This window comes from Idiomarina zobellii (genome assembly GCF_900100855.1).
Classification (GTDB): Bacteria; Pseudomonadota; Gammaproteobacteria; order Enterobacterales; family Alteromonadaceae; genus Idiomarina; species Idiomarina zobellii.
In genome coordinates this window covers 23,742-50,096 of sequence record NZ_FNCB01000005.1, presented here as the reverse complement: position 1 = coordinate 50,096, position 26,355 = coordinate 23,742, and the positions used below count along the sequence as shown (strand labels likewise).

Here is a 26,355-nt window from a genome sequence, read left to right as displayed (position 1 = left end):
TTATTACTGCTGCATTGACTCAATAAAGCGATTCGATTCCTCGATTGAGGCTTCCATGTCAGCAATGAGCGATGAAATGTCATTTTGCAGGCTGTTAAATTCACCGCGAATGGCATCTATCGCCTTGGCGTTTAGATTGTGCTTCAGGTAAAGCACGTTATCTTGCATTTTATCCAGTACTGGCTGCATTTTGTCGGCAGCCCGTTCCATAACTCGCAGGAGCTCCGCATAACGACGTTCTGTTTCACGAAGTTGGCGTTCACTTTGGCGGCGCATATTGTCATTACTGTACTCGCCGAGCTCTTCACTCCATTCATCAAATAAGTCCTGAGCTACGTCATCGACCGCGTCGATGCGATCTCTCACATCTTCAGCGGCTGCTTTGCTGTCCTCGTAGTCGTCATTGAGTGCGTTGTAGGTTTCTTCCAGTTCACCGCCTTCAATGTTCAGCATTTCGTCCAAGCGTTCAAAAGCCGAGCGGAACTCTTGCTGAGCTTCAGCTTGCGAGTCGCGAGCATCGTCAACACGGTCGACTAAAATGTCGCGTTTCTCAACGCCAAACTTCTCCATAGTGCCGTAATAAGCACTTTGACAGGCAGTCAGTGCTACTAAAGCAACTGCCGGAACAATCCACTGTTTCATTAGTCTTTTCCTCTTACCGAATTAATCAGTCGCTCATCTCGCTTGCGCTGGCGATAATCGTGCACAGCGATAATGGCATGAATAATCGCAATTAAATAAACGATACCTAAGGCGCCGACCGAGACAATGAACAAAACCACACCAACCACGGCAATAATGAGGTTAAAAATCGCCTGGAAAATTTTTCCCGTGAACAAAATAGCCAGCGGCGGAAATAAAATCGCTAAAATATAAAGCATAAAAACTCCTTACACTGAAAGGCCTTATTACCAATTAACCGACATTCTCAGCGTAAAAGCAAATAAAGTCTTATCGTCTTCTACCAAGCAACTCTCTTATCAGATCAATTATAGCCATGTTAATAAGGCAGCTCTGTGCTATCACACCGCCGGCGCCCAATATCACCATTGCCATTTCGCTTATCCTCAATCATGATAGTCTTTAATAAATACGCAACGGACAGATAAGCGGCTCAATCGCATGAAGCAAATAAACTGGAAACATTACGCCTGCCAAACCTGGCGTTTTTTAACCTATTTTGGGCGCCGGTTTAACAGCGACAGTATTAATGTGACTGCCGGGCACTTAACCTATGTGAGTCTGCTGTCCCTGGTCCCCCTACTTGTCGTTATGTTTACCATTTTCTCTGCATTTCCGGTCTTTGAAGAGCTAAAAGGTAACCTGGAACAGGCGTTGTTCGCGAATTTGTTACCCACCTCCGGCGAGCAGCTGCAGGAATACATTAATGAGTTTGTTGCTAACGCCTCAAAAATGACAGCCGTTGGTGTCGGCTTTTTATTTATTGTCGCCATTACGCTTATGTCAGCTATAGACAAGGCACTTAATAATATCTGGCGCGACGTGAATAAGCGGCATTGGCTGGTCTCATTCGCGGTTTATTGGATGCTATTAACTCTGGGGCCGCTGCTGATTGGCTCCGGACTCGCTGCGACGTCTTACCTTATTTCATTAAGCCAGTTTGCTGATGAATATATTTCTGGTGCACGCAGTTTCACGTTATGGATGGTGCCGGTCGCCACCTCTTTCATATTTTTCACGTTAATGTATCAACTGGTGCCAAACCGTCAGGTTAAACTGCGTTACGCTGCATTTGGGGCCGCCATTGCGGCGATTTTATTCGAGCTCAGCAAACAGCTTTTTTCGTTGTATATCACCTCATTTCCGACCTATCAGGCTATTTACGGTGCGCTTGCAACGGTACCCATTCTCATTATTTGGGTTTACCTGTCCTGGATGATTGTACTGACCGGCGCAGTGTTAACCGTCAGCCTGGAAGAATACCAACAGTTACCGGAAGAACCGACTTCTGATTGACCTTGCCCCCTTTTTAAAAGACCATAACAGGTTCGTTTTAACAGACTCGGGTTAACATGATAGGACTGATTCAGCGCGTATCACGAGCGAAAGTTACAGTCGACGATCAGATAGTCGGCGCCATTGATAAAGGGCTGCTCATATTACTGGGTGTTGAGCACGCAGACGACGAAGCAGCCGCTGACAAGTTGGCTCAACGCATTGCTAATTACCGTGTTTTCACAGACAGCGAAGGCAAGATGAATAACAGCGTTATTGATGAGTCAGGCTCTGTGCTGGTAGTGTCACAGTTCACACTGGCAGCAGATACACGCAAAGGCCGCCGTCCAAGCTTTTCATCAGCAGCAACGCCTGACCAGGCGAAAGCACTATACTTAAGGTTCTGCGACGCCATGAAAAAACAGGGCTTACCTGTTGAAACCGGTCAGTTCGCTGCCGACATGCAGGTTGAACTGGTCAATGATGGCCCTGTTACCTTCGAACTAAGAGTTTAATGATATGTACCGCGTTATAACACCGCAATCCGACACCGAACTTGAACGTTATTATTACTTACGCTGGCGGGTACTGCGGGAGCCTTTTCAGCGCCCATTAGGCTCTGAGCAGGACGAGTACGATCAAGTTGGCCACCATCGCATGGTGGTGAATGAAGCGGACGAAGCCGTCGCTGTCGGTCGACTGCACTTTAACAGCCCGGAAGAAGCACAAATACGCTTTATGGCGGTTGCGCCTGAATATCGGGGAGAAGGGCATGGCGTTGCCATTATTTACGCGTTAGAAATAGCCGCACGCCAAGAGGGCGCCACCCACGTTGTTATAAACTCGCGCGATAACACCATCGGTTTTTATAAAAAATGCGGCTACGACGTTGTTGAGGAGGCAGATACCGTCAATAACCCCATGGCTGAACACCAGTTACGCAAGTCATTTAACGACTACAACCGTATCATTTACCGTCCTGACTGGTGTGCGGAGCTGCAAAAAACCTGGCAGGACGACATTCCCATCTCCGACGCCATGGGTATTAAAATTCATCAGTATACCGGCCGTGTCTTTGAAACCCGCGCGCAGTTATCACGTAACATCAATGTGCATGGCACCATGTTTGCCGGCAGCATCTATTCATTAGGCACTTTAACCTGTTGGGGCTTATTGCACTTGCAGCTACTCGAGCGAGAGCTGGAAGGCTCAGTTGTTTTAGGTGACGGGAATATCCATTATCATAAGCCGGTCACACAAGAGCCACGAGCTGTCGCCCGGTTAAGCGATGTCACGGGAGACTTCTCGGCGCTTAAAGAAGGGAAAAATGCGCGTTTAATGATGAAGGCGCAAATTTTGGATGACGAGCGACCGGTCGCTGAATTTACCGGCCGCTTTGTTGTATTGGCTAAGCGCGACTAACGCTTAGAACCAAAGCTTACGAAAAAATATGCGGTAGTTTCACCACTGCCGCTAACTCACCCTTCTGAATTAAGTCACTGGCTGCCTTAATGTCCGGGGCAAAATAGCGATCCTGGTCGTAGTAAGCCACCTGTTCACGCAAGCAATTAAAGGCGGTTTCAACCGCTGCCGAAGCTTTCAGCGGGCGGCGGAAGTCCAAACCCTGTGCCGCTTCAAGCCATTCAATAGCAATAATGTCACTGACATTTTTAGCAATATCGGTCAAACGACGCGCTGCAAATGTCGCCATCGAAACATGATCTTCCTGGTTAGCAGAGGTTGGCATACTGTCGACAGAAGCCGGGTGCGCCAAGGTTTTATTCTCAGAAGCCAATGCTGCTGCAGTCACCTGCGCCAGCATGAAGCCTGAGTTGACCCCACCATCGTTGACCAAAAATGCTGGCAACTTGCTTAGGTTGCTGTCGATAAGTAGCGCACTGCGGCGTTCTGACAAAGCTCCAATTTCACTGGCAGCGATAGCCAAAACATCGGCAGCCATAGCGACGGGTTCCGCATGGAAGTTACCACCGGAAATAATATCCTGCTCTTCACTGAATACCAGTGGGTTGTCGGTGACCCCATTGGCTTCACGCTCTAAAATCGCTGAAGCATGCTCCATTTGATCGAGAACCGCGCCCATCACCTGAGGTTGGCAGCGCAATGAATAAGGGTCCTGCACTTTTTCGCAGTCTTCGTGATCTTTGGCAATTTCTGACGTTTCTGTCAGCACATGGCGGAACATTTCGGCGGCTTTAATTTGGCCAGGCTGACCACGCACAGCATGAACACGCTCATCGAATGGCGCTCGAGAGCCCATAGCGGCTTCTACCGATGTGGCGCCCACCAAAATGGCCGCATGGTAGTTACGTTCAATTCGGAACAGACCTGCCAAGGCCAATGCGGTCGATGCCTGAGTTCCGTTCAGTAAGGCCAGACCTTCTTTCGGTGCTAATTCCAGCGGCTCAAGTCCGGCATGCTTAATACCTTCTTTTGACTCATACACTTCGCCTTTATAGCGAACCGTTCCTTCGCCCAACAGCGGTAATACCATGTGCGCCAACGGCGCCAAATCGCCTGAAGCGCCCACTGAGCCTTTTTCAGGCACACAGGGGTACACTTCTGCGTTCAACAACTTAATGAGCGCATCAATGACAACCGGGCGTACGCCGGAAAAGCCGCGAGACAGCGAATTTACTTTTAACAGCAGCATTAAACGTACAACGGCGTCTTCCATTAAATCGCCTGTGCCGGCGGCGTGCGACAACACAATGCGGCGCTGAAGATCAGTCAAACGCTCAGGTGGAATGCGAGTATTCGCAAGCAAGCCAAAGCCCGTGTTAATACCGTAAACTACGCGTCCCTGGTCAAGCACATCAGCAACAGTTTTTGCGGAAGTAGCAATATTGTCGTTTGCTTCATCAGACAGCTTCAGCGTCTGATGCTCGTAAAACCAGCTGCGCAAATCGCTTAGCTGCAGCTTTCCTGGCTGTAATTCAAAATGACTCATGCAACCTCCTTACTTCGTATCCAGCATGGGTAAATCAAGCCCTTGTTCACGGGCGCAGTTTTTCGCAATATCGTATCCGGCATCAGCATGACGCATAACACCTGTGCCCGGGTCGTTCCACAAGACACGACTTAAGCGTTTATCGGCAGCCTCTGTACCGTCGGCTACAATCACCACACCCGCGTGCTGAGAGTAACCCATACCAACACCACCACCATGGTGCAGGCTGACCCAGGTCGCGCCGCCAGCTGTATTCAGCAACGCATTCAGCAGCGGCCAGTCAGAAACTGCGTCTGAACCGTCCTGCATGGCTTCGGTTTCGCGGTTAGGGCTGGCAACTGAACCGGAATCCAAATGGTCACGACCAATCACGATTGGCGCTTTTAACTCGCCACTTTTAACCATGTCATTAAAAGCGCGAGCAATGCGGGCACGATCTTTCAGGCCTATCCAGCAAATGCGTGACGGCAAGCCCTGGAAGCTAATACGCTCTTTGGCCATATCCAGCCAGTTGTGCAAGTGCTCATTATCAGGAATGAGCTCTTTGACTTTCTGGTCAGTTTTGTAGATGTCTTCCGGGTCACCCGAAAGTGCCACCCAACGGAATGGGCCTATGCCTTCGCAGAACAGCGGACGAATGTATGCCGGTACAAAGCCCGGGAAATCAAAGGCGTTATCCACGCCAACGTCTTTGGCCATTTGGCGAATGTTATTGCCGTAATCCAGTACCGCAGCGCTTTCTTTCTGGAAGTGCAGCATAGCGCGTACCTGCACTGCCATCGACTCTTTCGCCGCCGCTACTGTACCGCTGGGGTCGCTTTCCTGCTTCGCTTTGTAGTCATCCAGTGTCCAACCCTGAGGTAGATAGCCATGTAGCGGATCATGCGCTGACGTTTGGTCGGTCACAACATCTGGCGTTACGCCGCGTTTTTGAAGCTCTGCATAGACGTCCGCAGCATTGCCCAATAAACCCACAGAAATTGCCTCGCCTTTGGCTTTAGCATCGTTAATCAGTTGCATAGCCTCATCGAGGCTGGTGGCTTTGTGGTCGACATAACGGGTACGCAAACGAAAATCGATGCGGGTTTCGTCACACTCAACTGCAAGCATACAAAAGCCCGCCATAGTCGCGGCCAGCGGTTGAGCACCGCCCATACCACCAAGACCGCCAGTAAGTACCCACTTACCTTTAGCGTCGCCGTCGAAGTGCTGACGAGAAACCGCGCCAAAGGTTTCGTAAGTACCCTGAACAATGCCTTGCGAGCCAATGTAAATCCACGAGCCGGCGGTCATTTGTCCATACATCATCAGGCCTTTCTTATCGAGCTCGTTAAAGTGGTCCCAGTTCGCCCATTCGGGCACCAGGTTAGAGTTTGCAATAAGTACACGTGGCGCGTCTTCATGCGTTGGGAATACGCCCACTGGTTTACCTGACTGAATCAATAATGACTCGTTTGGCTTCAGACGCTCTAACGTCTCTACAATTTTGTCATAGCATTCCCAGCTACGTGCCGCGCGGCCAATACCGCCATAAACAACCAAAGCTTGCGGGTGCTCCGCCACTTCGTCATCCAGGTTGTTCATGAGCATGCGCTTGGCCGCTTCTACCTGCCAGTTACAAGTGGTTAGCTCGGTGCCGTGAGGTGCGCTTATTTTGCGACTTTTATCCAAACGGGTGAATGACATACATTACTCCTTAAACGTTAGGTGGCCGCCTAATTTAAAGCGAGAGCCCGGATGCGTCAGCGTGGCAAAAGTGACCACGCCGCCAGAGCTCCAGGTGCGGCGAAAAATTCGTAAACAAGGCTCATGACGGTCTATGCTTAAGTATTGGCACACCGAATGAACCGGTAAAATAGCTTCAATTTGGTGACTGGCTTCGGTCAGTGGGCTCACCACACAGAGATATTCGTGCGGCGTCACTTTGCTGTAGTCTTGCTTGAGGTAGTCAGGCACCAGCGTCGGGTTAACGAAGCGCTCTTCTAACTGCACGGGCTGATCGTTCTCGTAGTGCGTTATCAGCGAGTGATACACAGGAGCGCCTTCTTCTAACTCTAACGCTTCAGCAATTTGTGCCGAGGCTGGTTGCTCTTTCAGCAGGTGCACTTTGGCGCGGTAGTCATGACCGCGTGAGCGTACTTCGTCGGCAATGTTACGAATGGCCATAAATGACGTTTGCGACTTGATAGGCGCTACATAAGTGCCAGAGCCCTGAGTGCGTATCACTAACCCTTCGTCAGCCAGCTCCTGTAATGCTCTGCGCGCCGTCATTCGACTCACAGAGAACTGTGTACAAAGGGCATTCTCCGAGCTAACAGGGTGGTTTTCGGGCCACTCGCCAGACTCAATTTTGTGATAAATGTGCTCTTTAATTTTCGTAAATTTATTCACCGCATTCCTCACCGCTAAACAGGCAGTTGTGGTGAGAAAGTTTAGTGGAGAATAATTGTATATACAAGCTTGTTTTGTTATTCTTTTTTTCATCGCAAATCAGAAAGGATTATTATGCAGCGCATCGAAAATATTACTGCCGCTACCATGTCTGATGACGCCGGTTATGGGCTCATACAAGACGCCGTGGTTATTATCAACGACGGTAAAGTTGAGTTTGTGGGGCCTGCTTATGACGCACCGGCAACGCCAACCGCGGACGTTGTTGATGGTAACGGCGGGTTGCTGACACCCGGACTTATCGATTGCCACACGCATTTAGTCTGGGCCGGGTCTCGTGCTAATGAATTTGCGCAGCGTCTGCATGGCATCAGTTATCAGGAAATTGCCGAGCAGGGCGGTGGTATTAAAAGTACCGTCAAAGCCACTCGTGAAGCCAGCGAAGAAGAGTTACTGGCACTTGCATTAGAGCGTGCAGAAACGCTCATGTCACAAGGCGTCACTACGCTGGAAGTGAAGTCTGGTTATGGTCTCGATTTGGAAAACGAGCGAAAACAGTTAAAAGTCGCTCGTCAGCTATCCGAAAAGCTTCCCGTACAAGTGAAAACCACCTTACTTGCTGCCCATGCCGTACCGCCCGAATATAAAGATAACGCCGACGGCTACGTTGATGACATTGTCAGCAGCATTCTGCCGACGTTAGCTCAGGAAGGCCTTGTCGATGCGGTTGATGCCTTTTGTGAAAGCATTGGTTTCAATATAGAGCAGACTCGTCGGGTATTTGAAAAGGCGAAAGCGCTTGGCTTGCCTGTGAAGCTGCACGCCGAGCAAATTACCAATCAACAAGGCGCAAAACTGGCAGCTGAGTATCAAGCGCTGTCGGCTGACCATTTAGAGCAGTTAGACGAGGACAGTGTTAAAGCAATGGCCGAGAACGGTACTGTGGCCGTATTGCTACCGGGCGCTTTTTACTTTCTGCGTGACACTCAAAAGCCGCCCATTGAGTTATTAAGAAAATATAAGGTACCTATGGCGGTAGCAACCGATGCTAACCCAGGCTCGTCGCCCATCCATAATTTACCGCTGATGCTACAAATGGCGGCAACCTTCTTTCATTTAACCCCCGAGGAATGCTTGCGGGGCGTTACGGTCAATGCGGCTAAAGCTCTGGGAGAAAACAGTCGAGGCGTTATCGCTGAAGGAAATTACGCTGACTTAGCATTATGGAAATGTCAGGATGCAGCAGAGCTAACCTACCAAACCGGGGTTAACCCACTGCAAACACTGTGGTTTAGCGGCGTCGCTCACGACCGTGTAAGTAAGCCGTGGTCAGCTCGCTAAGCAGCTGGCCACATATTTTCATGCCTTCTTCAAAACCGGCGCTGCACAGCGAAGGCGCCGCTTCTGCTAAGTGCAAATAGCGGGTTTCATTAACTTCAGACAAGCGTTTTACATACTGAAAACCCTGCGCCAAACTCAACCCTGCATAGTTAACCGCGCTGGCTGGCACCGCATTTAGTGCGTCGACATCCACTTCAATACCTAACGGACGTTGCCAGGAGTCTGCTTTGGCAACCACTTCATCCATCACTTCATAAAATGGGCGTTCGTACAGTCGGTGTAAGGTGTGATAACGCATACCGGCGTGTTGCAGCTGTCGTAAGCTTTCGGCTGAGTTTTTACCCTGGTGCAGGCCAACCACATGGTAATACTCTAACGCGCCTTCCATGTAGGCATAGCTAAAGCCATTACCAGAATGACGGCCTTCTCTTGGACGAAAATCTGCATGGGGGTCTAAGTTGACGGAGCCGCAAGCCTCTTCAGAGACTTCCGACAAGCTTTTCAAAAGCGGGTAGGCATTATTATGGCCACCGCCTATAACAATAACTTCAAAACCTTGTTCAAACAGCGGGGTTACAACGGCGCGAACGCGCGCATCCACTTGCGCGCAAAGCGCTCTTAATTCCGCTAAGTCGTGTGGGTTTTTCGCGTCTAAATCTGCTGCTGTATCCATTAAGTCGGCACAATTTACGGCACCAACTAGCAGCAATTCGTGGGTGGATAATAAACCGGTTTTTTGTAGGTTCAGAAAGCTTTTTAAGAATGCCTGCCAACCGTCTTCTGCGCCGGCGCGTCCGAGGTTGCCTCGCACACCAATGCTTTCCGGAATACCGACTAAAGCAACGCGCTGACCGTCGTCCCAGGCACTTTTTAAACTCTCTTCGTAGGTCCCTTCTTCTGAAAGAACCCGTATTGCCTGACCTATTTTCGTTTCATGCTCTCTGACATTGACCCATTTCGCCGGGTCTGTCAGTTCCAGAAAAGAAATATCACTCATTACTCAATATCAAGTGGCTCTGGTGACAAGATAACGCCTGTGGTGTCAACGTATAGGTGATCGTCAGGCAGGAAGGTAACGCCACCGAAATTCACCGGCACGTTAAATTCGCCAATACCGTCGCTCATTGCAGCAACCGGAATTGAAGCGACGCCAAGAATGCCAATATCCAACTCTTCCAGTGCATCAACATCACGGACCGAGCCGTAACAGACAATACCTTCCCAGTCGTTGTCCATGGCTTGCTCAGCAATAGCCGCATCAATGAGTGCACGACGTGAGGAGCCACCGCCATCGACTAAGAGCACTTTACCCCCACCGTCTTCGGCAACTGTTTCTTCAATAATGCCTTTGTCTTCGTGACATTTAACAATCACTAAGCGCCCACCGAAAGACGGCCGTCCGCCGTAGGATTCAAACATGGGTTCTACCACATCCACCATGTCGGGATATAGGTCACAAAGTTCTGAAGTATTGTATTCCATGAGCGTATCCTAAAGTCGCTGTTGGCTAGGCCTAGGAGTATACCTGCTATCCTCTTATTACTAAAGGATTCAATAGCAGTGAACGAACCTCTTGAATTATAGAATAAAAACCCGTTTAATCTAGGTAACTATAAGAATAATAAAAGCAGATTAAATCTTAATGCCTCAGCTCGATCTGATCACCAGTCTGGCCATAGAAACCTTTACGCATTCAATACAAGCGTTGTTTTTGCTGGGTTTCGCAGCCCTACTTCTGTATTACTATAGCTTCTACCGCCGAGATTACCTGCGTTACTGGTCGTTTGCCTGTTTCGCTTTTGGCCCCAGTGAGCTTATTCGGGCACTATTAGCCGGCAGCGCCATGGTCGATCCAGAGTCGACCCTGGGATGGTCCAGTGGCTTACAGGGTATAGCTCTGACCCTACAGTATTTGGCTATAACCTTTATTGGCCTCGGCGCCAGCTGTGCTGTTTTTAATAACAAACCGAAGCAATACTGGCTGTACGTTGCTTATGCCACGTCATTGTTTGGCGGTATTATCTCTTATTTCTGGCTAGAGCCTTCCATTAGCTACACATCGAGTAGCCCGAATTCCGGCTTTATGCACTTTCTGGTTACTGGCCTGGCTTTATTCATTATCGGTGTTTTCATGTGGCGACGTTTGGGCTCAGGTGTTGGCCCTAAGTTAGTTTCTGCAGGCTTTCTCAGCATTGGTATAAAGAACTTCATCGTACTTTATGGCCTGTATGCCATTACCGGTAATTCACTGGACTGGCTACTTAGCTTCCAGGCGTTAGTCACCGTTATAATTATTGCCGCCATTATGGTCGGGATCATTATTTGGTTGTTAGAGTCCGAGCGAAATACCGCCGTTCGCGCTATTCAGCGCGCCGAGTATCTGCATACTCATGACGCACTGACCGGCGTGTCTAACCGCGATCAGTTAGTCAGTAAAATCCCGCTGTTCATTGAGTACTCTCGCAGTAATAACCGTCATTTAACGATCATGTTAGTCGGTATCAGCCGTTTCAAAGTGGTTAATGAAAACATGGGTATTCGCGGTGGCGACCAGGTCCTCAAGGAGATCGCCAGACGTCTGCAAAACTTCTACAAACAACCGCTGACTGTTGCCCGCATTAGTGGTGACGTATTTGCCGTTGCTTTTGACCACCTGAAAAGCCGTAGTCGTATTAAAGATCTTGCTGTCGAAATCCAGAGTCGCATTGCTGAACCCATTGACGTTAACGATGAAACCGTCTATATCGTGGCCGGAGTGGGTATTTCACGGTATCCGCAGCACGGAACACGTTCGGAAGTACTCATTAACAAGGCCACTATTGCACTCACGCAGTCCAAAGAGTCCCACCAACCCATAGTCACCTTTTACGAAAGGGGTATGGACGAGATGTACTCACACCTGGTGGATATGGAACCGGTACTGCGTAAAGCAATGAACGACAACGAATTCCAGCTGTACCTGCAGCCGCAGTTCGATTTTGATCATCAACAGCTTTGTGGCTTTGAAGCTCTTATTCGCTGGCAGCACCCAGAGCGAGGCCTACTGAGTCCGGCTGAATTCTTGCCCTACATTGACCAGTTAGGGTTGTCGGCTGAGCTTGATGATTGGGTGCTTAATGAGGCAGCGAACATTCTTATGCACTGGAAACGTCTGTTTGGTATGTGCTGGCCTATTGCAGTGAATTTATCGGCGCCCCAATTCCAGCATTTCCAGCTTATTGAGAAAATGGAGCGCCTGCAGCAGGAGTTTGGTATTGAACCAGAATGGCTAGAGCTGGAAATTACTGAAAATGTTGCCATGTCAGACTTACATAACGGCATGAGCGTGATTCAACGATTACGTGAAATGGGTTACGGTATCGCGATAGATGACTTTGGCACGGGCCACTCTTCGCTGGCGTATTTACGTTCACTGCCTATTAATAAAATTAAAATTGATCGCAGTTTTATTAGCGAGCTGCAACACAGCAATAACGATGTCACTATTCTAAAAGCCATGATTCGCCTTGCCCACGGCTTGGGTAAACGGGTTATCGCGGAAGGTATTGAAACCGAAGAACAGCAAGACATTCTGCAAAAACTAGGCTGCGACATGATGCAGGGCTATTTCTACTCACCGCCTATGCGTCAGCAGTTCGCAGAGCAGTTCATCGAGCGCCAAATTCAGGGCAATAAAAAACCGCTACCACGCGATGTGGCAGCGGCTTATTAGTCCTACTTTACGTTACAAGATGAAGCGGCTTAAGTCTTCGTCTTGTGACAACTGGCCGACATGCTCATCCACATAGGCCGCGTCAACCGTCAGCTTTTCACCACTGTGATCGGTCGCGTTGAATGAAATTTCTTCCATTAAGCGCTCCAGCACCGTATGTAAGCGACGCGCGCCAATGTTTTCAGTGGTTTCGTTCACGTGGAAAGCTACTTCCGCAATGCGCTGAATGCCATCTTCGGTGAACGTGACTTCCACACCTTCAGTGTTTAGCAGCGCATGATATTGTGTCGTCAGCGACGCACTTGGCTCTGTCAGAATGCGAACAAAGTCACCACTGGTTAATGCTTCAAGCTCTACCCGAATAGGCAAGCGCCCCTGTAATTCAGGGATTAAGTCCGACGGCTTGCTCATCTGGAACGCACCAGAAGCAATGAACAGGATATGGTCGGTTTTAATCATACCGTGCTTAGTATTTACCGTCGTACCTTCAACCAATGGCAACAGGTCACGCTGGACACCTTCACGGGAAACATCCGGACCACTGGTGTCGCCACGCTTACAAATTTTGTCAATTTCGTCTAAGAAGACAATGCCATTCTGCTCAACCGACTCAATAGCCGCTTCTTTAACATCATCGGGGTTCAGGAGTTTGGCCGCTTCTTCTTCAACCAACTGCTTGTATGCGTCTTTAATACGCATTTTGCGTGCTTTGGTCTTGTCGCTGCCCATGTTCTGGAACATGTTTTGTAGCTGCGACGTCATTTCTTCCATACCCGGTGGCGCCATAATTTCAACACCCATTTGCGGCATGGCTAAATCAATTTCAATTTCTTTGTCGTCCAACTGGCCTTCGCGTAGCTTCTTGCGGAACACCTGACGCGTACCACGTTGCTCTTCGCTCTCACTCTTCTCTTCCTGCTGCGCCCAACCCGATTGAGAGGTTGTTTTCGCCGGTGGCAACAACACGTCCAAAATGCGTTCTTCTGCCGCTTCTTCTGCACGGTAGCGAACGCGTTGCATCATTTCTTCGCGCGTTTGCTTAACCGCTACGTCAGTTAAGTCTTTAATAATGGACTCAATTTCTTTACCGACATAACCCACTTCGGTGAATTTGGTCGCTTCAACTTTGATAAAAGGCGCTTTTGCCAACTTCGCTAAGCGGCGGGCAATTTCAGTTTTACCCACACCCGTTGGGCCAATCATCAAAATGTTTTTAGGCGTCACTTCCTGACGCAGGTCATCATCGAGCTGCATGCGCCGCCAGCGATTTCTTAACGCCACTGCCACAGCTTTTTTAGCCTTATCCTGGCCAATAATGTGGCGGTTCAATTCATCAACGATTTCTCTTGGGGTCATCTCCGACATCTTAACTTTTCCCCTTAGTTATCTTGTCTTCGACAATCGACTCTTGCTCTTCGATGGTCTGATTGCCGTTGGTGTAAACGCAGATATCACCCGCTATGGTCAGTGATTTTTCCACAATATCGCGGGCGTTTAGTTCAGTATTCTCTAGTAAAGCGCGGGCAGCGGATTGGGCAAAAGAGCCACCCGAGCCAATTGCGATAAGGTCATTCTCTGGCTGTACGACGTCGCCGTTCCCGGTAATGATCAATGAGGACTCTTTGTCGGCAACGGCCAATAACGCTTCCAGACGTCTCAGCGCTCTGTCGGTGCGCCAGTCTTTCGCCAACTCGACGGCAGCACGCATAAGGTTGCCCTGGTGCTGTTCGAGCTTAGCTTCAAAACGTTCGAATAAGGTAAAAGCGTCCGCTGTACCGCCGGCAAAACCAGCCAACACCTGGTCATTATAGAGACGGCGAACTTTGCGAGCATTGCCTTTCATTACAGTGTTGCCAAGAGATACTTGGCCGTCACCACCAATGACAACTTTGTCACCGCGGCGTACTGATACGATAGTAGTCAAATCTGGACCCTCTTTTTGTCTTTGCGTCAATTTCTGACAACGATGACCAGTATCTGAGGGTCCTTTGAGGATTTTTCAATGGTGAGTTAGGACTAATCGATGTTCCAATTCCAGATAGCGCAGCCAAATACCTGATTACGCTGCAACTTATGACGATCACGCTCGGCGTCACGTTTGGTTTCATAAGGGCCCAGGATAACGCGATACCATAACCCGTTACTGCCTTCGGTGGCACGAACCTGCGACTCTAACCCCGCCATAGCAATTTGAGCTCGCAGGCGCTCAGCGTCAGACTGCTGTCGGAATGAGCCGCACTGCATAAGCTTAGGCGGTCCCACTTCACGCTCTGGCACGTCGACTTCCACTTCTTTGCTTTCCAGTTCTTCTATGTAGCGCCAGCGCTCGGCTGACTTCTCCGGAAGCAGGTCCGCCGGCGGTGCCTGAACTTCAGGTTGGTTGGCCTGTTCCTCCGACTTGCCGCTAATAGACACCAGAAAATAGACAAAGCCAGCAATAATTGCGACTGCAATAATCACGATAGCCCAGGGGACTGGCTGTCTGTCATGAACCGGCTTAGCGCCACGTTGCGTTTTCTTGCTACTGCCCTTTTTCTTCGACGGCTTGCGCTTGTTTTGCTTTGGCTTACGATTCGCGTAATCCATACTCAACTACATTTTCTCCAGCGTTGGAATACCCAGTAAATCTAAGCCCTGTTTCAAGACATTGGCCGTTAACCTTGCCAGCTTTAAACGACTATTGCGCAGTGCTTCGTCTTCCTGATTCAAAATTGGGCAGGCTTCGTAGAAGCTCGAGAAACGCCCCGCCAAATCAAACAAATAACCGCATAAAAAGTGCGGCATGGCTTTATTCTGCACCTGAACCAACACCTCGTTGAAACGAACCAGTTGGTTTGCCAGCGCAAGTTCACGCTCGTCGTCTAAAATGAAGTCGGCGCTTTCATCAAAGCCGGTCTCACCCAGACGGTAAAAAATACTGTTCACACGGGTAAAGGCGTACAACAAATACGGGGCCGTATTACCTTCGAATGTCAGCATGTGATCCCAGTCGAAAATGTAGTCGCTGGTGCGGTTTTTCGATAAGTCGGCGTATTTCACCGAGCTAATGCCAACCACTTCAGCAACACGTTTTTGCTCGTCTTCGGTTAGGTCCGTTGTTTTTTGTTGCAGCAGCTCCAGTGCGCGGCGCTCCGCTTCGTCCAGCAAGTCGGCCAGCTTAGTCACACCACCGTCTCGACTCTTGTATGGCTTACCGTCTTTGCCCATAACCGTACCGAAACCGTAATGGTCCAGTTTAATATCGCCTTCGACAAAACCGGCTTTGCGAGCCAGTGTAAAAATCTGGTCAAAGTGCAATGACTGACGCGCATCGACAAAGTACATGAGGTGGTCACCACCTAAGACTTTTTGGCGATATTCAATAGCTGCTAAGTCAGTAGTTGCGTACAAGTAACCGCCGCCTTTTTTCTGAACAATAATTGGCAGAGGCTCGTCTTCTTTGCCTTTAAACTCGTCTAGGAAAACACACTGTGCGCCCTGGTCTTCCTTCAACAGTCCTTTTTCACGCAGATGCTCAATAACGCCCGGCAGCTTATCGTTGTAGGCACTTTCTGCCATCACGTCGTCGCGCGTTAACTTAACACCTAAACGGTCGTAAACGTCCTGACAATGGCTCAGTGACACATCAATAAACTGATTCCAAAGCTTCAAACAATATTCGTCGCCAGACTGCAGCTTTACCACCAATTGACGTGCGCGGTCGGCAAATTCTTCGCTTTCGTCAAAGCGCTGTTTCGCCGCTTTGTAGAAAGTTTCCAGGTTGCTCAGTTCGTACTCAGCCGACTGATTGTCCAGCGCTTCCATGTACGCCAACAACATACCAAACTGTGTGCCCCAGTCGCCCACATGATTCTGCCGAATGACTTTGTGACCTAAAAATTCACTCACGCGAGACACCGCGTCACCAATAATAGCCGAGCGCAAGTGACCGACGTGCATCTCTTTCGCCAGGTTTGGTGACGAGTAGTCAATAACGATGGTTTCGCTGTTATCCGCAACATCGACGTTCAGGCGGTCACTACTGAACATAGCGCTCAGCTGATCTTTCAACTGGTCCTGAGAGATAGTGAAATTAATAAAACCCGGCCCGGCAATATCAGTTTTTGCCAGCAACGTATTTTCTGGAATTGCCTCAATAATGGCTTCTGCTAACTGACGCGGGTTTGACTTAGCAGGCTTCGCTAACATCAGTGCGAGGTTCGTCGCAAAATCACCGTGCGATTTGTCTCGGGGACGGTCCAACTTAATGTTTACTGGGAGATCATCAGGCAAAGTGCCCTGTGCTTTAAGTTGACCAATCGCTTCGGCCAGTAACTGTTCAAGTTGTTCTTTCATTAATGCGACTACCTGTATGAAAAATCGAAGAGGAAATTCAAGACGCTCAAATTCAAAGCGTATAGTTTAATCGCTACGCCCGATAAAAAAAACCGCTTAAGCGTTAATCAGCTAAAGTCTTGTGGGTCGATATCCAGCGACCAACGTACTTTTTTCAATAACGGCAAGGCGTTAATTTGCGGCAGCAAGTGCTCAATAAGCTGGAATCGCAGCTTCCTTGAAGGACAATGTAACAGCAATTGATACCGGTAACGACCGGCTTTACGTTCCATTAGTGCCGGCATTGGGCCTAATAAAAAAGCCCCTTCTACGTCGGGCATTAACTGCTGAATTTGAGTCATTGCCTGTATGACCGCGTCGCGGTCGGTTGCTTCTGCCCGAAACAGTGCCAAATATGAAAATGGCGGTAACTCACTTTGCTGACGTTCAGCAAGGGCGGTTAACGCAAAGTGCGAATACCCGTTGTTGAGCAAGTCCTGAATGAGCTCATGTTCAGGGTGATGGGTCTGCAATACCACTTTACCCGCTTTATGCTCTCGCCCGGCACGCCCGGCGACCTGGGTATACAGCTGCCCCAGACGTTCCGCAGCCCGAAAGTCCGCACTGTAAAGCGCGCCGTCGACATCCAGCAAAGCGACCAGAGTGACATTAGGGAAATGGTGCCCTTTTGCCAGCATTTGCGTGCCAACCAACAGCGGGTACTCGTTATTAGTCGCTTTTTGCAGGTATTCGTCCAGCTGACCTTTGCGACGTGTTGAGTCTCGGTCAATACGCAGCACACCACGCCCCGGGAACAAGTCTTTTAATGTGTGTTCCAGCTGCTCGGTGCCAACCCCGTGCGAAATAAGCTGCGGCGAACCACACGAACCGCATTGTCGCGGTATTCGTTGCTGGCTACCACAATGGTGACACTGCAATTGCTGGTGAGTCTTATGCACGGTGTAATAAGCGTCACAACGGTGGCATTGCGCCAGCCAGCCACACTCATGACACATCAAAGCAGGCGCAAAGCCACGGCGGTTTAGAAACAGTAACACCTGGTTGCCGCGCTCAATTTCGGTTTGAATTTGCTCCTGCAACGCTTTTGAAATACCGGCTTTTACCGGTTGCTGTTTCAAGTCAATAAGCTCGTGCTTGACCATTTCCGCGCCGCCGGCTCGCTGACCCAACTTAAGCCAGTGGAAACGTTTACTCACCGCGTTATTTAACGTTTCTAAAGAGGCTGTCGCACTGCCCAATACCAGTGGTATGTCTAAAAGCGCCGCACGCTTCGTGGCTAAGTCCCGCGCATGATACCGAAAGCCGTCCTGCTGTTTGTAAGACAAGTCATGTTCTTCATCCACAACAATAAGGCCGAGCTTTTGGCAGGGGGTAAACACCGCCGAACGGGTGCCAATAACAATGGCAGCATGGCCATGCTTTGCATCCAGCCAGGTATTTAAGCGCTCGCGGTCACTCATGGCAGAGTGCAGCATCACCACAGGCACATCGAAGCGCTCTTTAAAGCGCTGCAGGGTCTGCGGTGTCAGGCCAATTTCCGGCACCAATACCAACACTTGCTCACCACGTTCCAGCACCGGTTGCATGGCTTGTAAATACACTTCTGTTTTACCACTGCCGGTAACCCCCTCCAGCAACAACGTACTATGCTTGCGCTGCTGGTTAATGGTCGATACCGCCACAGCCTGCTCGGTATTCAGCGAGTGACCTTCCTCACGCAATACCGTCTGCTGACTGCGCCAGTCTTTCGGCTTCTTCGGTGCCCGTTCCTGAACGGTTATCCAACCTTTGTCCTGCAACGTTCTGAGCACCGCCGAGCTTACGCCAATATCACTTAAGTCACTGCGCCGCAGCGGTTGGTGCTTCAGAGCGGCCAACACCTGCTGTTGTCGTGTTGCCCCTTTCAAGTCGTTAATGGACTGTGCCAGCCCCAAGTCGGTTAACGCGTAGAAGGTTTCGGTTAAATACTCGGGTGCATCGCCTTTTCGCAACAGCACCGGCAAACTGTTTGCCGCCGCATCACCCAACGAGTGATGGTAGTAATCGGCCGCCCAGTTAACGAGCTGCCAAACATCGTCTGGCCATAACCGCTTAGAGTCGAGCACGTTTTTTATGTATTTCAGCTCAAATTCAGGCGCAGGATCATTTGCTTCACTGACAACGTAGCCAACCAGCTGACGTTGCCCGAAAGGTACGCGCACTCTTACGCCCTGCGGCAATGGCTCAGGGCTGTTGCACAGGTAGTCATAAGTTTGTCTAAGAGGCAGTGGCAACGCAATTTTATAGCGCCGCTCACCACTGGTATTGGCTTGCGTCATGGCTCTATTTTGAAACGCGGACACCGATAATACAAGGCAATAGATTATGCTTGATCACAAGCCGTTGATCGCATAAAATGCGCGGCTCTTAAATCATTGATGTTTTTTTGCGCATGGTGTTCGGCTTTGGATCGAATGGCGATGCGGCCCATAACTGAGGTAACCCCATGAAACAAGGTATTCATCCTAAGTACGAAGCAATTAACGTAACTTGCTCTTGCGGCAATAAATTTGAAACTCGTTCTACCCGCACCGAAGACTTGCTGGTTGACGTATGTTCAGAGTGCCACCCATTCTACACTGGTAAGCAACGTGTAATGGACACTGGTGGTCGTGTCGACAAATTTAAGAAGCGTTTTGGCGCTCTGGGCAAGAAATAAGCCTAAGAAAAGCTATAGAAAACGCTACTTTAGAGTAGATTTATTAGAAAAGGCGCTAAACAGCGCCTTTTTTATTACCCATACCGCTGAAAAGCCCATTGTTAAAGAAAAGTTAACCGGTGTACTTTTAACCACCCTAAAAGTTTACTGCCAGCTAACTTACGGGAGGTATGATTTGTTTCTTCACTGAGAAGCGATAGACTGTCATTATTCTCAGTAACGCAAATTGGGCAACGCATCTCATGACTGACTTTCGCCAACAGGCACTGGACTACCACGAATACCCAACCCCCGGAAAAATATCGGTTGAGCTCACCACCCCCGCTGAAACCAGTAAAGACTTAGCATTGGCATACAGCCCAGGTGTTGCCGAGCCCGTGCGAGAAATAGCACAAGACCCGGACAATGCCTATCGTTACACCGCAAAAGGCAATATGGTCGCGGTTATTTCCAACGGCACCGCTATTCTTGGTTTAGGTAACTTAGGTCCGTTAGCCTCTAAGCCGGTTATGGAAGGTAAAGCGCTGTTGTTCAAGCGCTTCGCCGGGCTGGACTCAATAGACATTGAGGTGAGTCACCGCACCACACAGGACTTTATCAATACGGTCGCTAACATTGCCGACACCTTCGGTGGCATTAACTTAGAAGATATTAAAGCGCCCGAGTGCTTCGAAATTGAACAAGCGCTTATTGAACGCTGTAATGTCCCGGTTTTTCACGATGATCAGCACGGTACCGCCATTGTTACCGCTGCCGGTATGCTCAACGCACTGGAAATTCAGGGTAAAAAACTGGCTGACTCACGCATTGTTTGTTTAGGTGCCGGCGCTGCCGCTATTGCTTGTATGGAGCTGCTGATTAAATGCGGCGCTCAGCGCGAGCACATTTATATGCTCGACTCAAAAGGCGTTATTCATACACGTCGCGACGACTTAAATGAGTACAAGCAATTATTTGCAAACAACACCGACAAACGCACATTAAAAGACGTTATCGACGGTGCAGATATTTTCGTTGGCGTGTCGGGTCCCGACTTATTAAGCCCGGAAGAGTTAAAACTCATGGCACCAAACCCGGTGATATTTGCCTGCTCTAACCCTGACCCGGAAATTAAACCTGAAGTAGCAATGGCTGCGCGGGATGACCTTATTATGGGGACAGGCCGCTCTGACTACCCAAACCAGGTGAATAACGTGCTTTGCTTTCCGTTCATGTTCCGTGGGGCGTTAGACGTACGAGCAACGGCTATTAATGACGAAATGAAAGTAGCGGCGGTAGAAGCCATTCGCCAACTCGCCAAAGAAGAGGTACCTGAGTCAGTCCTAAAAGGTGCGGGTGAAAAGTCGCTCACCTTCGGCAGAGATTACATTATCCCTAAGCCTATTGATCCGCGTTTGTGTCAACGTGTCGCCCGCGCAGTTGCGGAGGCCGCAGTGAAGTCCGGCGTCGCCAAAATCGATATGCCGGACAATTATATGATGGATTAATCGTCCAATTCGTCATCGGTGGGGATGGGCAAACCACGTTTTTCCAGCTCATCTCGCACCGCTTTTGGTATTTTCTCAGGGTTCGTCTTTTTCAAATCGTCGTCAGTGGGTAACGGCTGCCCCGTAAAAGCATGTAAAAAGGCCTCACACAGTAGTTCGCTGTTGGTAGCATGGCGCAAATTGTTAACCTGACGGCGAGTTCGCTCATCCGTAAGAACTTTCAGTACGCGGGTCGGAATAGACACCGTTACTTTTTTTACCTGTTGGCTCTTACGACCATGTTCAGCGTATGGGTAGATGTATTCACCGTTCCACTTCATTATTTTTGCCCTGCGTTATAACAAAACCACATAAGTTATATTGAATTGTACCCAACTGAGCCGCCCCGTCAATTTTTATCCGTCTAGATGGCTAAAAATTGCTGACATTTGCGTCACAATATTTTAGCCTTAAGGAAATAGCGCTTTCCAAAGCCACAGTAGACGCAGAGTTATTAAGGAAAATGGGATGACAGACGTACCGATCACTGACGCAGAAAAACAAAACGTGGCTGACAGCGTGCAAGTACATAAATTTGGCGGCAGCAGCTTAGCAGATGCATTCTGTTACCGCCGCGTTGCGCGTATTGTAACAGAATACGCCGGCGCCAGTGATCTCGTTGTGGTTTCGGCGGCTGGCGACACCACCAACCGCATACTTGCCATTATTAACGCCAAAGACAATCCAGGCGACACGGCGTCTATTTTACTCGACCAACTCGAGCAGTTTCAGCAGGGGCTTATTACAGAGTTATTAAGCGGTGATTTGGCTGAACGTTTGCTTGAGCAGTCACGCAAGGACTTTGCTCGTTGGCGTCAATGGCTGGCCGGCGAAGAAATAATAACGCACAACGCAGAGCTTTTATCTTACGGTGAGCTCTGGTCTGCCCGCTTACTGGCGGCTTTACTGCAAAAGCAAGGTACACGTGCCGACTACATCGATGCCCGTGACTTCTTATTGGCCGCCGATGCCCCTGAACCCGTTATTCAGGTCGAAAAATCACGCGAGAATTTGCTCAAACGTGTCGCACCGCATTCAGGTACTCGTTTTATTGTCACTGGCTTTATCGCACGCGGTTTAAATGGCGAAAGCCTAACGCTAGGTCGTAACGGCAGTGACTATTCAGCGACTTTGGTTGGCAGCCTGCTTGACGTAAAACAAGTGACTATTTGGAAAGACGTCGCCGGGGTTTATTCCGCAGACCCGCGTAAAGTTGAACGTGTTGTCAGCTTGCCTACGCTCGACTGGACAGAAGCGGAAGAATTAGCACGCCTGGGCAGTCCGGTTCTGCACCCCAGAACCTTTCAGCCGGTCGACCGTAACCGCATGGTCATTTCCGTTCGTTCCAGTTTGAAAGTGGAAAACCAGAAAACCCGCATTGGGCAGTTCCACGACACCGAGCCTCGCGGCAAAGTGTTCACGTCGCTTTCTGAAGTGTTGCTGTTTAAAGTGCAGCTGCACGACAAAGCGCTAGTTAAAAAACTCGACGAGCTGGACTTAACGCCACTAGTCAGCTGGGTAGAGCCGGAAAACCACATCCAGTATTTAGTCTTTCATCAAAACCATGCTGACTACCTTAACGAGTGGCTCGACAAGGTCGATGCCAACGATGCCATTACACAAATTCGCGGCTACTCAATGCTGGCTATTGTGGGCAATCGTATTCAGGAAACCGATCAGTTTTCGACCTTCAAACTGCAACTGTCTGAGCAAAAAGTACGTCGCTTCGTACTAAGCGAAAAAGGTGATTCTGCCGTTGCTATTTTAGAGCAATCACTCGACAGCCGACTGCTTAACCGCCTGCACAGCCAGCTCTTTAACTATCGCCGCAGTTTGGGTGTTTTAGTGATTGGTCGCGGCAATATTGGCAGTGCCTGGCTCGAGTTGTTCCGTCAACAGCGTGACCGCATTAACCAAGTCATGGACGTACGGGTTATTGGCATTGCTAACTCACGCCAGCTTTGGCTGGATTACAACGGGGTCGACTTAGGTGAGTGGGCCAGCGACTTTGACCGTTTGGCACGCCCTTATGTGTTAACCGAACTGCTAAGAGAGCTACCTAACGCGCCTTATGACGAACTTGTCGTTATTGATTTAACCGATGCCAAACAGATAGCGCAACTGTACCCAAGCTTGTTTGCCAACGGCATGCACATTATTAGCGCCAACAAGCGCGCAGGCTCGGCCGACGAAGCTTTGTACCGCGAAATACGCACCATTCAACACGAGTACAAACGCGAGTGGCTTTATAACACCACGGTTGGCGCCGGGCTTCCGCTTAACTATGCTATTAACGACCTGCGTAACTCAGGCGATGAAATTCGCAGTATTTCGGGCATATTCTCCGGCACAATGTCCTGGTTGTTCGAAAACTTCACCAAAGGCGTCAACTTTAGTGACTTAGTCAAAGAAGCCAAGACCCGGGGTTACACAGAGCCGGATCCACGCGAGGATCTCTCCTGTCAGGACTTAGTCCGAAAACTGCTTATTCTCGCCCGCGAAATTGGCTTAAAACTCGACTGGCAGGACATACAGGTTCAGTCGTTGGTGCCAGAGCATTTGCGGGACATTTCTGCGGCTGAGTTTATGGATAAAGTAACGGACATGGATGAACCTATGAACCAAATGCTGGAAGAAGCAGCGAAAGACGCAAAAGTCCCCCGCTTACTGGCCAGCTTTTCGGTGAGCCAGGACAATAAAGTCACGGCAAGCATTGGTATTGAATACATACCTGAGGGCGATATGCTGGCGAACCTTATTCCAGGCGAGAATATCTTCGTGATTTATACAGACTGGTATTCGGAAATGCCATTAGTAATTAGCGGCCCGGGAGCCGGCAAGCACGTCACAGCCGGCGGGGTGCAGTCAGACCTTAACCAGCTACTTGGGAAGCTGTCTGTCGGTCATTAATTTTCGGTTCAATAGGCGGGCGTTAAAACAACCCGCCTTCATCTTCGAAAATATCATCGTTGTTACTGTCGCCGCGAACGTACTCCGTAGGCTCTGTACCTTTAATAAAGTACTCAAACCGTGAGGTATAGTCGTTTTTACGCGACAGTTTGCCCGTTTCTAAATCGATACGAACATTCACCACGCCCGGCGGTATGCTGAACTCTCGCGCCGGGTATTCAGGAATCGCTTTTTCCATAAAGAGTATCCAGCCCGGTAAAGCTGTTTTTGCGCCGGCTTCACCGCCTGTTATCGCTTGTTGGCTAGAGTCAACTTCAGGGTGCTTACTGGTGCGTCCCAGCTTTCTTGAAACGTCATCAAAGCCAACCCAGGTTGTCGTCGCCAAGCCCGAGGTGAAGCCCGAGAACCAAGTGTCTCGCACGTCATTGGTGGTACCGGTTTTACCGGCAATGTTACGACCCACTTCCTGAGTAATAGGCTTCGAGCGCTGAATGCGCCAGGACGTACCGTTCCAGCCGGTGCCATTTGGCCAGCTGCCGCCGCCCCAAACAGCAGAGTTCATCGCCTGCTCAACCAAGAAGGCATTTTGCTCGCTGATAATTTGCGGTGCCGGTTTTTCGCAGTCGTAACACGCCCGCACCGGATCAGCTTCATACACAGTATTCGCATCCATATCTTCAATTTTTGAAATGAAGTACGGCTCAACCAAAAAACCGCCATTTGCAAACACCGCATAGGCACGCGCTACTTCCATTGGGGTCATCGATAACGAGCCCAGTGACAGCGACTCATTCTCAGGGATGTTGTCTCTGTTTAAACCAAACTTAGCAATATGATCGGCAACTTTCTCAACACCGACCTCACGAATTAAGCGCACAGATACCACGTTTTTAGACTTCGCCAGACCCTTTCTCAGACGAATAGGCCCTTCATAAACCTCTGGAGAGTTCTTCGGACGCCATGCAATGCCTGAGCCCGGATTCCATTGGTTGATGGGCGCATCGTTAACCAAAGTCGCTAACGTCAAACCTTTATCAAAGGCCGCTGAGTAAATCAGAGGCTTAATGTTCGAGCCCACCTGACGCTCGGCCTGCAGAGCCCTGTTGTATTGGCTCAGAGTAAAACTGTACCCACCAACAACGGCAGCCACGGCGCCATCGTCTGGTCTTAGCGACGCAATTGCTGAACTCGGCTCGGGTATTTGCGCTAAACGCCACTGTTCATTAACAGTACGCAACCAAATAACATGTCCCGGCTGCATAATATCGGATGCGGTTTCCGGTGGCTCGCCCTGACGCTCTTCATTAAGGTATTCGCGCGCCCAGTGCATCGACTCCCAGGGCAAAGTAACAGCACCAGCGCCTTTGACCATCACAGTTGCCGTCTGCTCCTCAACGCCAGTAACAACAGCAGGTGTTACATCGCCAATGCGTTTCAGCTGCTCTAAATACTGCTCTATTTCTTCTTGAGGTAACGCTTCCTGGCCTTCTTCTTCAGACCAGAGAATACTGATAGGTCCGCGATAACCGTGACGTTCGTCGTAGCTATGCAGGTTATCCCACACGGCTTGACGAGCGGCTAACTGAACATCACTTTTTACCGTTGTGTAAACGTTGTAACCGCCAGTATAAGCCTCTTCTTCACCAAAACGGTCGACCATTTCCTGACGCACCATTTCTGCCAGGTAAGGAGCACTCACGGTAACTTCGGCACCATGTCGACGCGCTGTCACCGGTGCATTGGCCGCTTCATCAAATTGCGTGCGAGTAATTTTGTTTTCATCCAGCATACGCAGCAGCACAACTCTGCGGCGTTCTTTTGATGCCTGTGGATTAGAAATTGGGTTTAGGTTAGAGGGCGCTTTCGGCAGACCTGCCAGCGTCGCCATTTGTGCCAGCGTTAACTCATGCAGCTCTTTACCGTAATAAACCTGGGCTGCTGCACCAATACCGTGAGCTCGATGACCGAAGGTGATTTTATTTAAGTAAAGCTCCAGAATTTCGTCTTTACTCAGTTGCTGTTCAATATGCACAGCAATAAAGGACTCTTTAATTTTACGCATGAGCGCGCGTTCAAACGTCAAAAAGAAGTTGCGCGCCAGCTGCATAGTAATGGTACTGGCCCCTTGCTGCACTTCACCGGTTGTTATGAGCACGCTAAACGCCCGCATAACGCCAATAGGGTCAACACCAAAGTGTTCGTAAAAACGACTGTCTTCGGTCGCCAGGAAGGCATCAATAAGTGGCTGAGGTACATCTTCGAGCTTAATCGGAATACGGCGTTTTTCACCAAATTGCGAGATCAGCTTCCCGTCGGCCGTAAATACCTGCATTGGGGTCTGCCAACGAACATCGCGTAGCGTTTCGACACTAGGCAGTTCGGGTTTGACGTATAAATAAAGTCCACCAACTGTTGCACCACCAAGAACCACACAAATTAACATTGTGTAGAGTAGCCTTTTAAACCACTTCAATGACCTGCTCCATAACCACTTAAAATGTAACTGTCGGCAAAATAA

At 49.6% G+C, this 26,355-nt stretch carries 22 protein-coding genes; 8 read left to right on the top strand and 14 right to left on the bottom strand.

All coding sequences use genetic code 11. The annotated features are described in order from the left end of the window. Window positions 1-3: 3 nt before the first annotated feature. On the bottom strand, window positions 4-642 hold the full coding sequence (locus tag BLT32_RS06455) for a DUF2959 domain-containing protein (RefSeq protein ID WP_053953374.1): 639 nt from the start codon (window positions 640-642) through the stop codon (window positions 4-6). Then, window positions 642-881 carry a hypothetical protein gene (locus BLT32_RS06450; protein ID WP_053953375.1) on the bottom strand — a complete coding sequence of 80 codons (240 nt, stop codon included), beginning with the start codon at window positions 879-881 and terminating at the stop codon, window positions 642-644. The genes BLT32_RS06455 and BLT32_RS06450 overlap by 1 nt, the downstream gene beginning before the upstream one ends. Window positions 882-1,122: 241 nt before the next feature. On the opposite strand from BLT32_RS06450, the gene BLT32_RS06445 reads away from it, so the two are divergent. From BLT32_RS06445 to BLT32_RS06435, 3 genes are read left to right on the top strand one after another with little or no spacing between them, the layout of a single operon-like run. Next, window positions 1,123-1,977 carry a virulence factor BrkB family protein gene (locus tag BLT32_RS06445; protein ID WP_053953376.1) on the top strand — a complete coding sequence of 285 codons (855 nt, stop codon included), beginning with the start codon at window positions 1,123-1,125 and terminating at the stop codon, window positions 1,975-1,977. 56 nt (window positions 1,978-2,033) lie between these two features. Continuing rightward, window positions 2,034-2,471 (top strand): D-aminoacyl-tRNA deacylase, encoded by a 438-nt coding sequence (gene dtd, locus BLT32_RS06440; protein WP_053953377.1) that lies wholly within the window; start codon window positions 2,034-2,036, stop codon window positions 2,469-2,471. Window positions 2,472-2,475: 4 nt separating this feature from the next. Continuing rightward, on the top strand, window positions 2,476-3,378 hold the full coding sequence (locus BLT32_RS06435; protein ID WP_053953378.1) for a bifunctional GNAT family N-acetyltransferase/hotdog fold thioesterase: 903 nt from the start codon (window positions 2,476-2,478) through the stop codon (window positions 3,376-3,378). A 16-nt stretch (window positions 3,379-3,394) separates the two neighbouring features. On the opposite strand, the gene hutH is transcribed toward BLT32_RS06435, so the two are convergent. The 3 genes from hutH to hutC are packed head-to-tail and all read right to left on the bottom strand — an operon-like array spanning window position 3,395 to window position 7,315. After that, window positions 3,395-4,924, bottom strand: coding sequence for a histidine ammonia-lyase (gene hutH, locus BLT32_RS06430; protein WP_053953379.1), 1,530 nt, complete (start codon window positions 4,922-4,924; stop codon window positions 3,395-3,397). A gap of 9 nt (window positions 4,925-4,933) precedes the next feature. Further along, on the bottom strand, window positions 4,934-6,610 hold the full coding sequence (gene hutU / locus BLT32_RS06425) for a urocanate hydratase (protein ID WP_053953380.1): 1,677 nt from the start codon (window positions 6,608-6,610) through the stop codon (window positions 4,934-4,936). A gap of 3 nt (window positions 6,611-6,613) precedes the next feature. Further along, window positions 6,614-7,315: a histidine utilization transcriptional repressor HutC gene (gene hutC, locus BLT32_RS06420; RefSeq protein ID WP_053953381.1), complete on the bottom strand. Its 702-nt coding sequence runs from the start codon at window positions 7,313-7,315 to the stop codon at window positions 6,614-6,616. A 114-nt stretch (window positions 7,316-7,429) separates the two neighbouring features. On the opposite strand from hutC, the gene hutI reads away from it, so the two are divergent. Continuing rightward, window positions 7,430-8,656, top strand: a complete 1,227-nt coding sequence (gene hutI, locus BLT32_RS06415) for an imidazolonepropionase (protein ID WP_053953382.1) — start codon at window positions 7,430-7,432, stop codon at window positions 8,654-8,656. On the opposite strand, the gene BLT32_RS06410 is transcribed toward hutI, so the two are convergent. Beyond that, window positions 8,607-9,653 carry a formimidoylglutamase gene (locus BLT32_RS06410; protein ID WP_053953383.1) on the bottom strand — a complete coding sequence of 349 codons (1,047 nt, stop codon included), beginning with the start codon at window positions 9,651-9,653 and terminating at the stop codon, window positions 8,607-8,609. The two genes, hutI and BLT32_RS06410, sit on opposite strands and share 50 nt — an antisense overlap. Continuing rightward, window positions 9,653-10,138, bottom strand: coding sequence for a ribonuclease E activity regulator RraA (gene rraA / locus BLT32_RS06405; RefSeq protein ID WP_053953384.1), 486 nt, complete (start codon window positions 10,136-10,138; stop codon window positions 9,653-9,655). The genes BLT32_RS06410 and rraA overlap by 1 nt, the downstream gene beginning before the upstream one ends. A gap of 160 nt (window positions 10,139-10,298) precedes the next feature. Between rraA and BLT32_RS06400 the strand changes: the two genes are divergently transcribed. Further along, window positions 10,299-12,368, top strand: a complete 2,070-nt coding sequence (locus tag BLT32_RS06400) for a putative bifunctional diguanylate cyclase/phosphodiesterase (RefSeq protein ID WP_053953385.1) — start codon at window positions 10,299-10,301, stop codon at window positions 12,366-12,368. A 12-nt stretch (window positions 12,369-12,380) separates the two neighbouring features. Here BLT32_RS06400 and hslU read toward each other — a convergent pair whose 3' ends face one another. The 5 genes from hslU to priA form a co-directional block, all read right to left on the bottom strand. Continuing rightward, window positions 12,381-13,733, bottom strand: coding sequence for an ATP-dependent protease ATPase subunit HslU (gene hslU / locus BLT32_RS06395; protein WP_053953386.1), 1,353 nt, complete (start codon window positions 13,731-13,733; stop codon window positions 12,381-12,383). A 1-nt stretch (window position 13,734) separates the two neighbouring features. After that, complete coding sequence (gene hslV, locus BLT32_RS06390) at window positions 13,735-14,292, bottom strand: ATP-dependent protease subunit HslV (protein WP_053953387.1); 558 nt, start codon at window positions 14,290-14,292, stop codon at window positions 13,735-13,737. 92 nt (window positions 14,293-14,384) lie between these two features. Continuing rightward, window positions 14,385-14,954 carry an SPOR domain-containing protein gene (locus tag BLT32_RS06385; RefSeq protein WP_053953388.1) on the bottom strand — a complete coding sequence of 190 codons (570 nt, stop codon included), beginning with the start codon at window positions 14,952-14,954 and terminating at the stop codon, window positions 14,385-14,387. 6 nt (window positions 14,955-14,960) lie between these two features. Further along, window positions 14,961-16,703, bottom strand: a complete 1,743-nt coding sequence (argS, locus tag BLT32_RS06380) for an arginine--tRNA ligase (protein WP_053953389.1) — start codon at window positions 16,701-16,703, stop codon at window positions 14,961-14,963. A 107-nt stretch (window positions 16,704-16,810) separates the two neighbouring features. Beyond that, window positions 16,811-19,021 carry a primosomal protein N' gene (gene priA / locus BLT32_RS06375; protein ID WP_053953390.1) on the bottom strand — a complete coding sequence of 737 codons (2,211 nt, stop codon included), beginning with the start codon at window positions 19,019-19,021 and terminating at the stop codon, window positions 16,811-16,813. A gap of 167 nt (window positions 19,022-19,188) precedes the next feature. Between priA and rpmE the strand changes: the two genes are divergently transcribed. Together rpmE and BLT32_RS06365 are read left to right on the top strand one after the other, a co-directional pair. Continuing rightward, window positions 19,189-19,401, top strand: a complete 213-nt coding sequence (gene rpmE / locus BLT32_RS06370; protein ID WP_053953391.1) for a 50S ribosomal protein L31 — start codon at window positions 19,189-19,191, stop codon at window positions 19,399-19,401. A 242-nt stretch (window positions 19,402-19,643) separates the two neighbouring features. Next, window positions 19,644-20,888 carry a malic enzyme-like NAD(P)-binding protein gene (locus tag BLT32_RS06365; protein ID WP_053953392.1) on the top strand — a complete coding sequence of 415 codons (1,245 nt, stop codon included), beginning with the start codon at window positions 19,644-19,646 and terminating at the stop codon, window positions 20,886-20,888. Here BLT32_RS06365 and metJ read toward each other — a convergent pair. Further along, entirely contained in the window at window positions 20,885-21,208 is a 324-nt protein-coding gene (metJ, locus tag BLT32_RS06360) for a met regulon transcriptional regulator MetJ (protein WP_053953393.1), read from the bottom strand. The genes BLT32_RS06365 and metJ overlap by 4 nt on opposite strands. 187 nt (window positions 21,209-21,395) lie before the next feature. On the opposite strand from metJ, the gene BLT32_RS06355 reads away from it, so the two are divergent. Beyond that, the gene (locus tag BLT32_RS06355) at window positions 21,396-23,837 is read left to right on the top strand and encodes a bifunctional aspartate kinase/homoserine dehydrogenase II (RefSeq protein WP_053953394.1); all 2,442 of its coding nucleotides are present in this window, start codon (window positions 21,396-21,398) and stop codon (window positions 23,835-23,837) included. A 22-nt stretch (window positions 23,838-23,859) separates the two neighbouring features. On the opposite strand, the gene BLT32_RS06350 is transcribed toward BLT32_RS06355, so the two are convergent. Further along, window positions 23,860-26,310, bottom strand: coding sequence for a penicillin-binding protein 1A (locus BLT32_RS06350; RefSeq protein ID WP_053953395.1), 2,451 nt, complete (start codon window positions 26,308-26,310; stop codon window positions 23,860-23,862). Between the last annotated feature and the right edge of the window lie 45 nt (window positions 26,311-26,355).

What these genes read in the sequence shown, in the direction of transcription:
- BLT32_RS06455 (WP_053953374.1), bottom strand. Translation starts at nt 642, where the DNA reads ATGAAACAGTGGATTGTTCCGGCAGTTGCTTTAGTAGCACTGACTGCC.
- BLT32_RS06450 (WP_053953375.1), bottom strand. Translation starts at nt 881, where the DNA reads ATGCTTTATATTTTAGCGATTTTATTTCCGCCGCTGGCTATTTTGTTC.
- BLT32_RS06445 (WP_053953376.1), top strand. Translation starts at nt 1,123, where the DNA reads ATGAAGCAAATAAACTGGAAACATTACGCCTGCCAAACCTGGCGTTTT.
- dtd (WP_053953377.1), top strand. Translation starts at nt 2,034, where the DNA reads ATGATAGGACTGATTCAGCGCGTATCACGAGCGAAAGTTACAGTCGAC.
- BLT32_RS06435 (WP_053953378.1), top strand. Translation starts at nt 2,476, where the DNA reads ATGTACCGCGTTATAACACCGCAATCCGACACCGAACTTGAACGTTAT.
- hutH (WP_053953379.1), bottom strand. Translation starts at nt 4,924, where the DNA reads ATGAGTCATTTTGAATTACAGCCAGGAAAGCTGCAGCTAAGCGATTTG.
- hutU (WP_053953380.1), bottom strand. Translation starts at nt 6,610, where the DNA reads ATGTCATTCACCCGTTTGGATAAAAGTCGCAAAATAAGCGCACCTCAC.
- hutI (WP_053953382.1), top strand. Translation starts at nt 7,430, where the DNA reads ATGCAGCGCATCGAAAATATTACTGCCGCTACCATGTCTGATGACGCC.
- BLT32_RS06410 (WP_053953383.1), bottom strand. Translation starts at nt 9,653, where the DNA reads ATGAGTGATATTTCTTTTCTGGAACTGACAGACCCGGCGAAATGGGTC.
- rraA (WP_053953384.1), bottom strand. Translation starts at nt 10,138, where the DNA reads ATGGAATACAATACTTCAGAACTTTGTGACCTATATCCCGACATGGTG.
- BLT32_RS06400 (WP_053953385.1), top strand. Translation starts at nt 10,299, where the DNA reads ATGCCTCAGCTCGATCTGATCACCAGTCTGGCCATAGAAACCTTTACG.
- hslU (WP_053953386.1), bottom strand. Translation starts at nt 13,733, where the DNA reads ATGTCGGAGATGACCCCAAGAGAAATCGTTGATGAATTGAACCGCCAC.
- BLT32_RS06385 (WP_053953388.1), bottom strand. Translation starts at nt 14,954, where the DNA reads ATGGATTACGCGAATCGTAAGCCAAAGCAAAACAAGCGCAAGCCGTCG.
- argS (WP_053953389.1), bottom strand. Translation starts at nt 16,703, where the DNA reads ATGAAAGAACAACTTGAACAGTTACTGGCCGAAGCGATTGGTCAACTT.
- priA (WP_053953390.1), bottom strand. Translation starts at nt 19,021, where the DNA reads ATGACGCAAGCCAATACCAGTGGTGAGCGGCGCTATAAAATTGCGTTG.
- rpmE (WP_053953391.1), top strand. Translation starts at nt 19,189, where the DNA reads ATGAAACAAGGTATTCATCCTAAGTACGAAGCAATTAACGTAACTTGC.
- BLT32_RS06365 (WP_053953392.1), top strand. Translation starts at nt 19,644, where the DNA reads ATGACTGACTTTCGCCAACAGGCACTGGACTACCACGAATACCCAACC.
- metJ (WP_053953393.1), bottom strand. Translation starts at nt 21,208, where the DNA reads ATGAAGTGGAACGGTGAATACATCTACCCATACGCTGAACATGGTCGT.
- BLT32_RS06355 (WP_053953394.1), top strand. Translation starts at nt 21,396, where the DNA reads ATGACAGACGTACCGATCACTGACGCAGAAAAACAAAACGTGGCTGAC.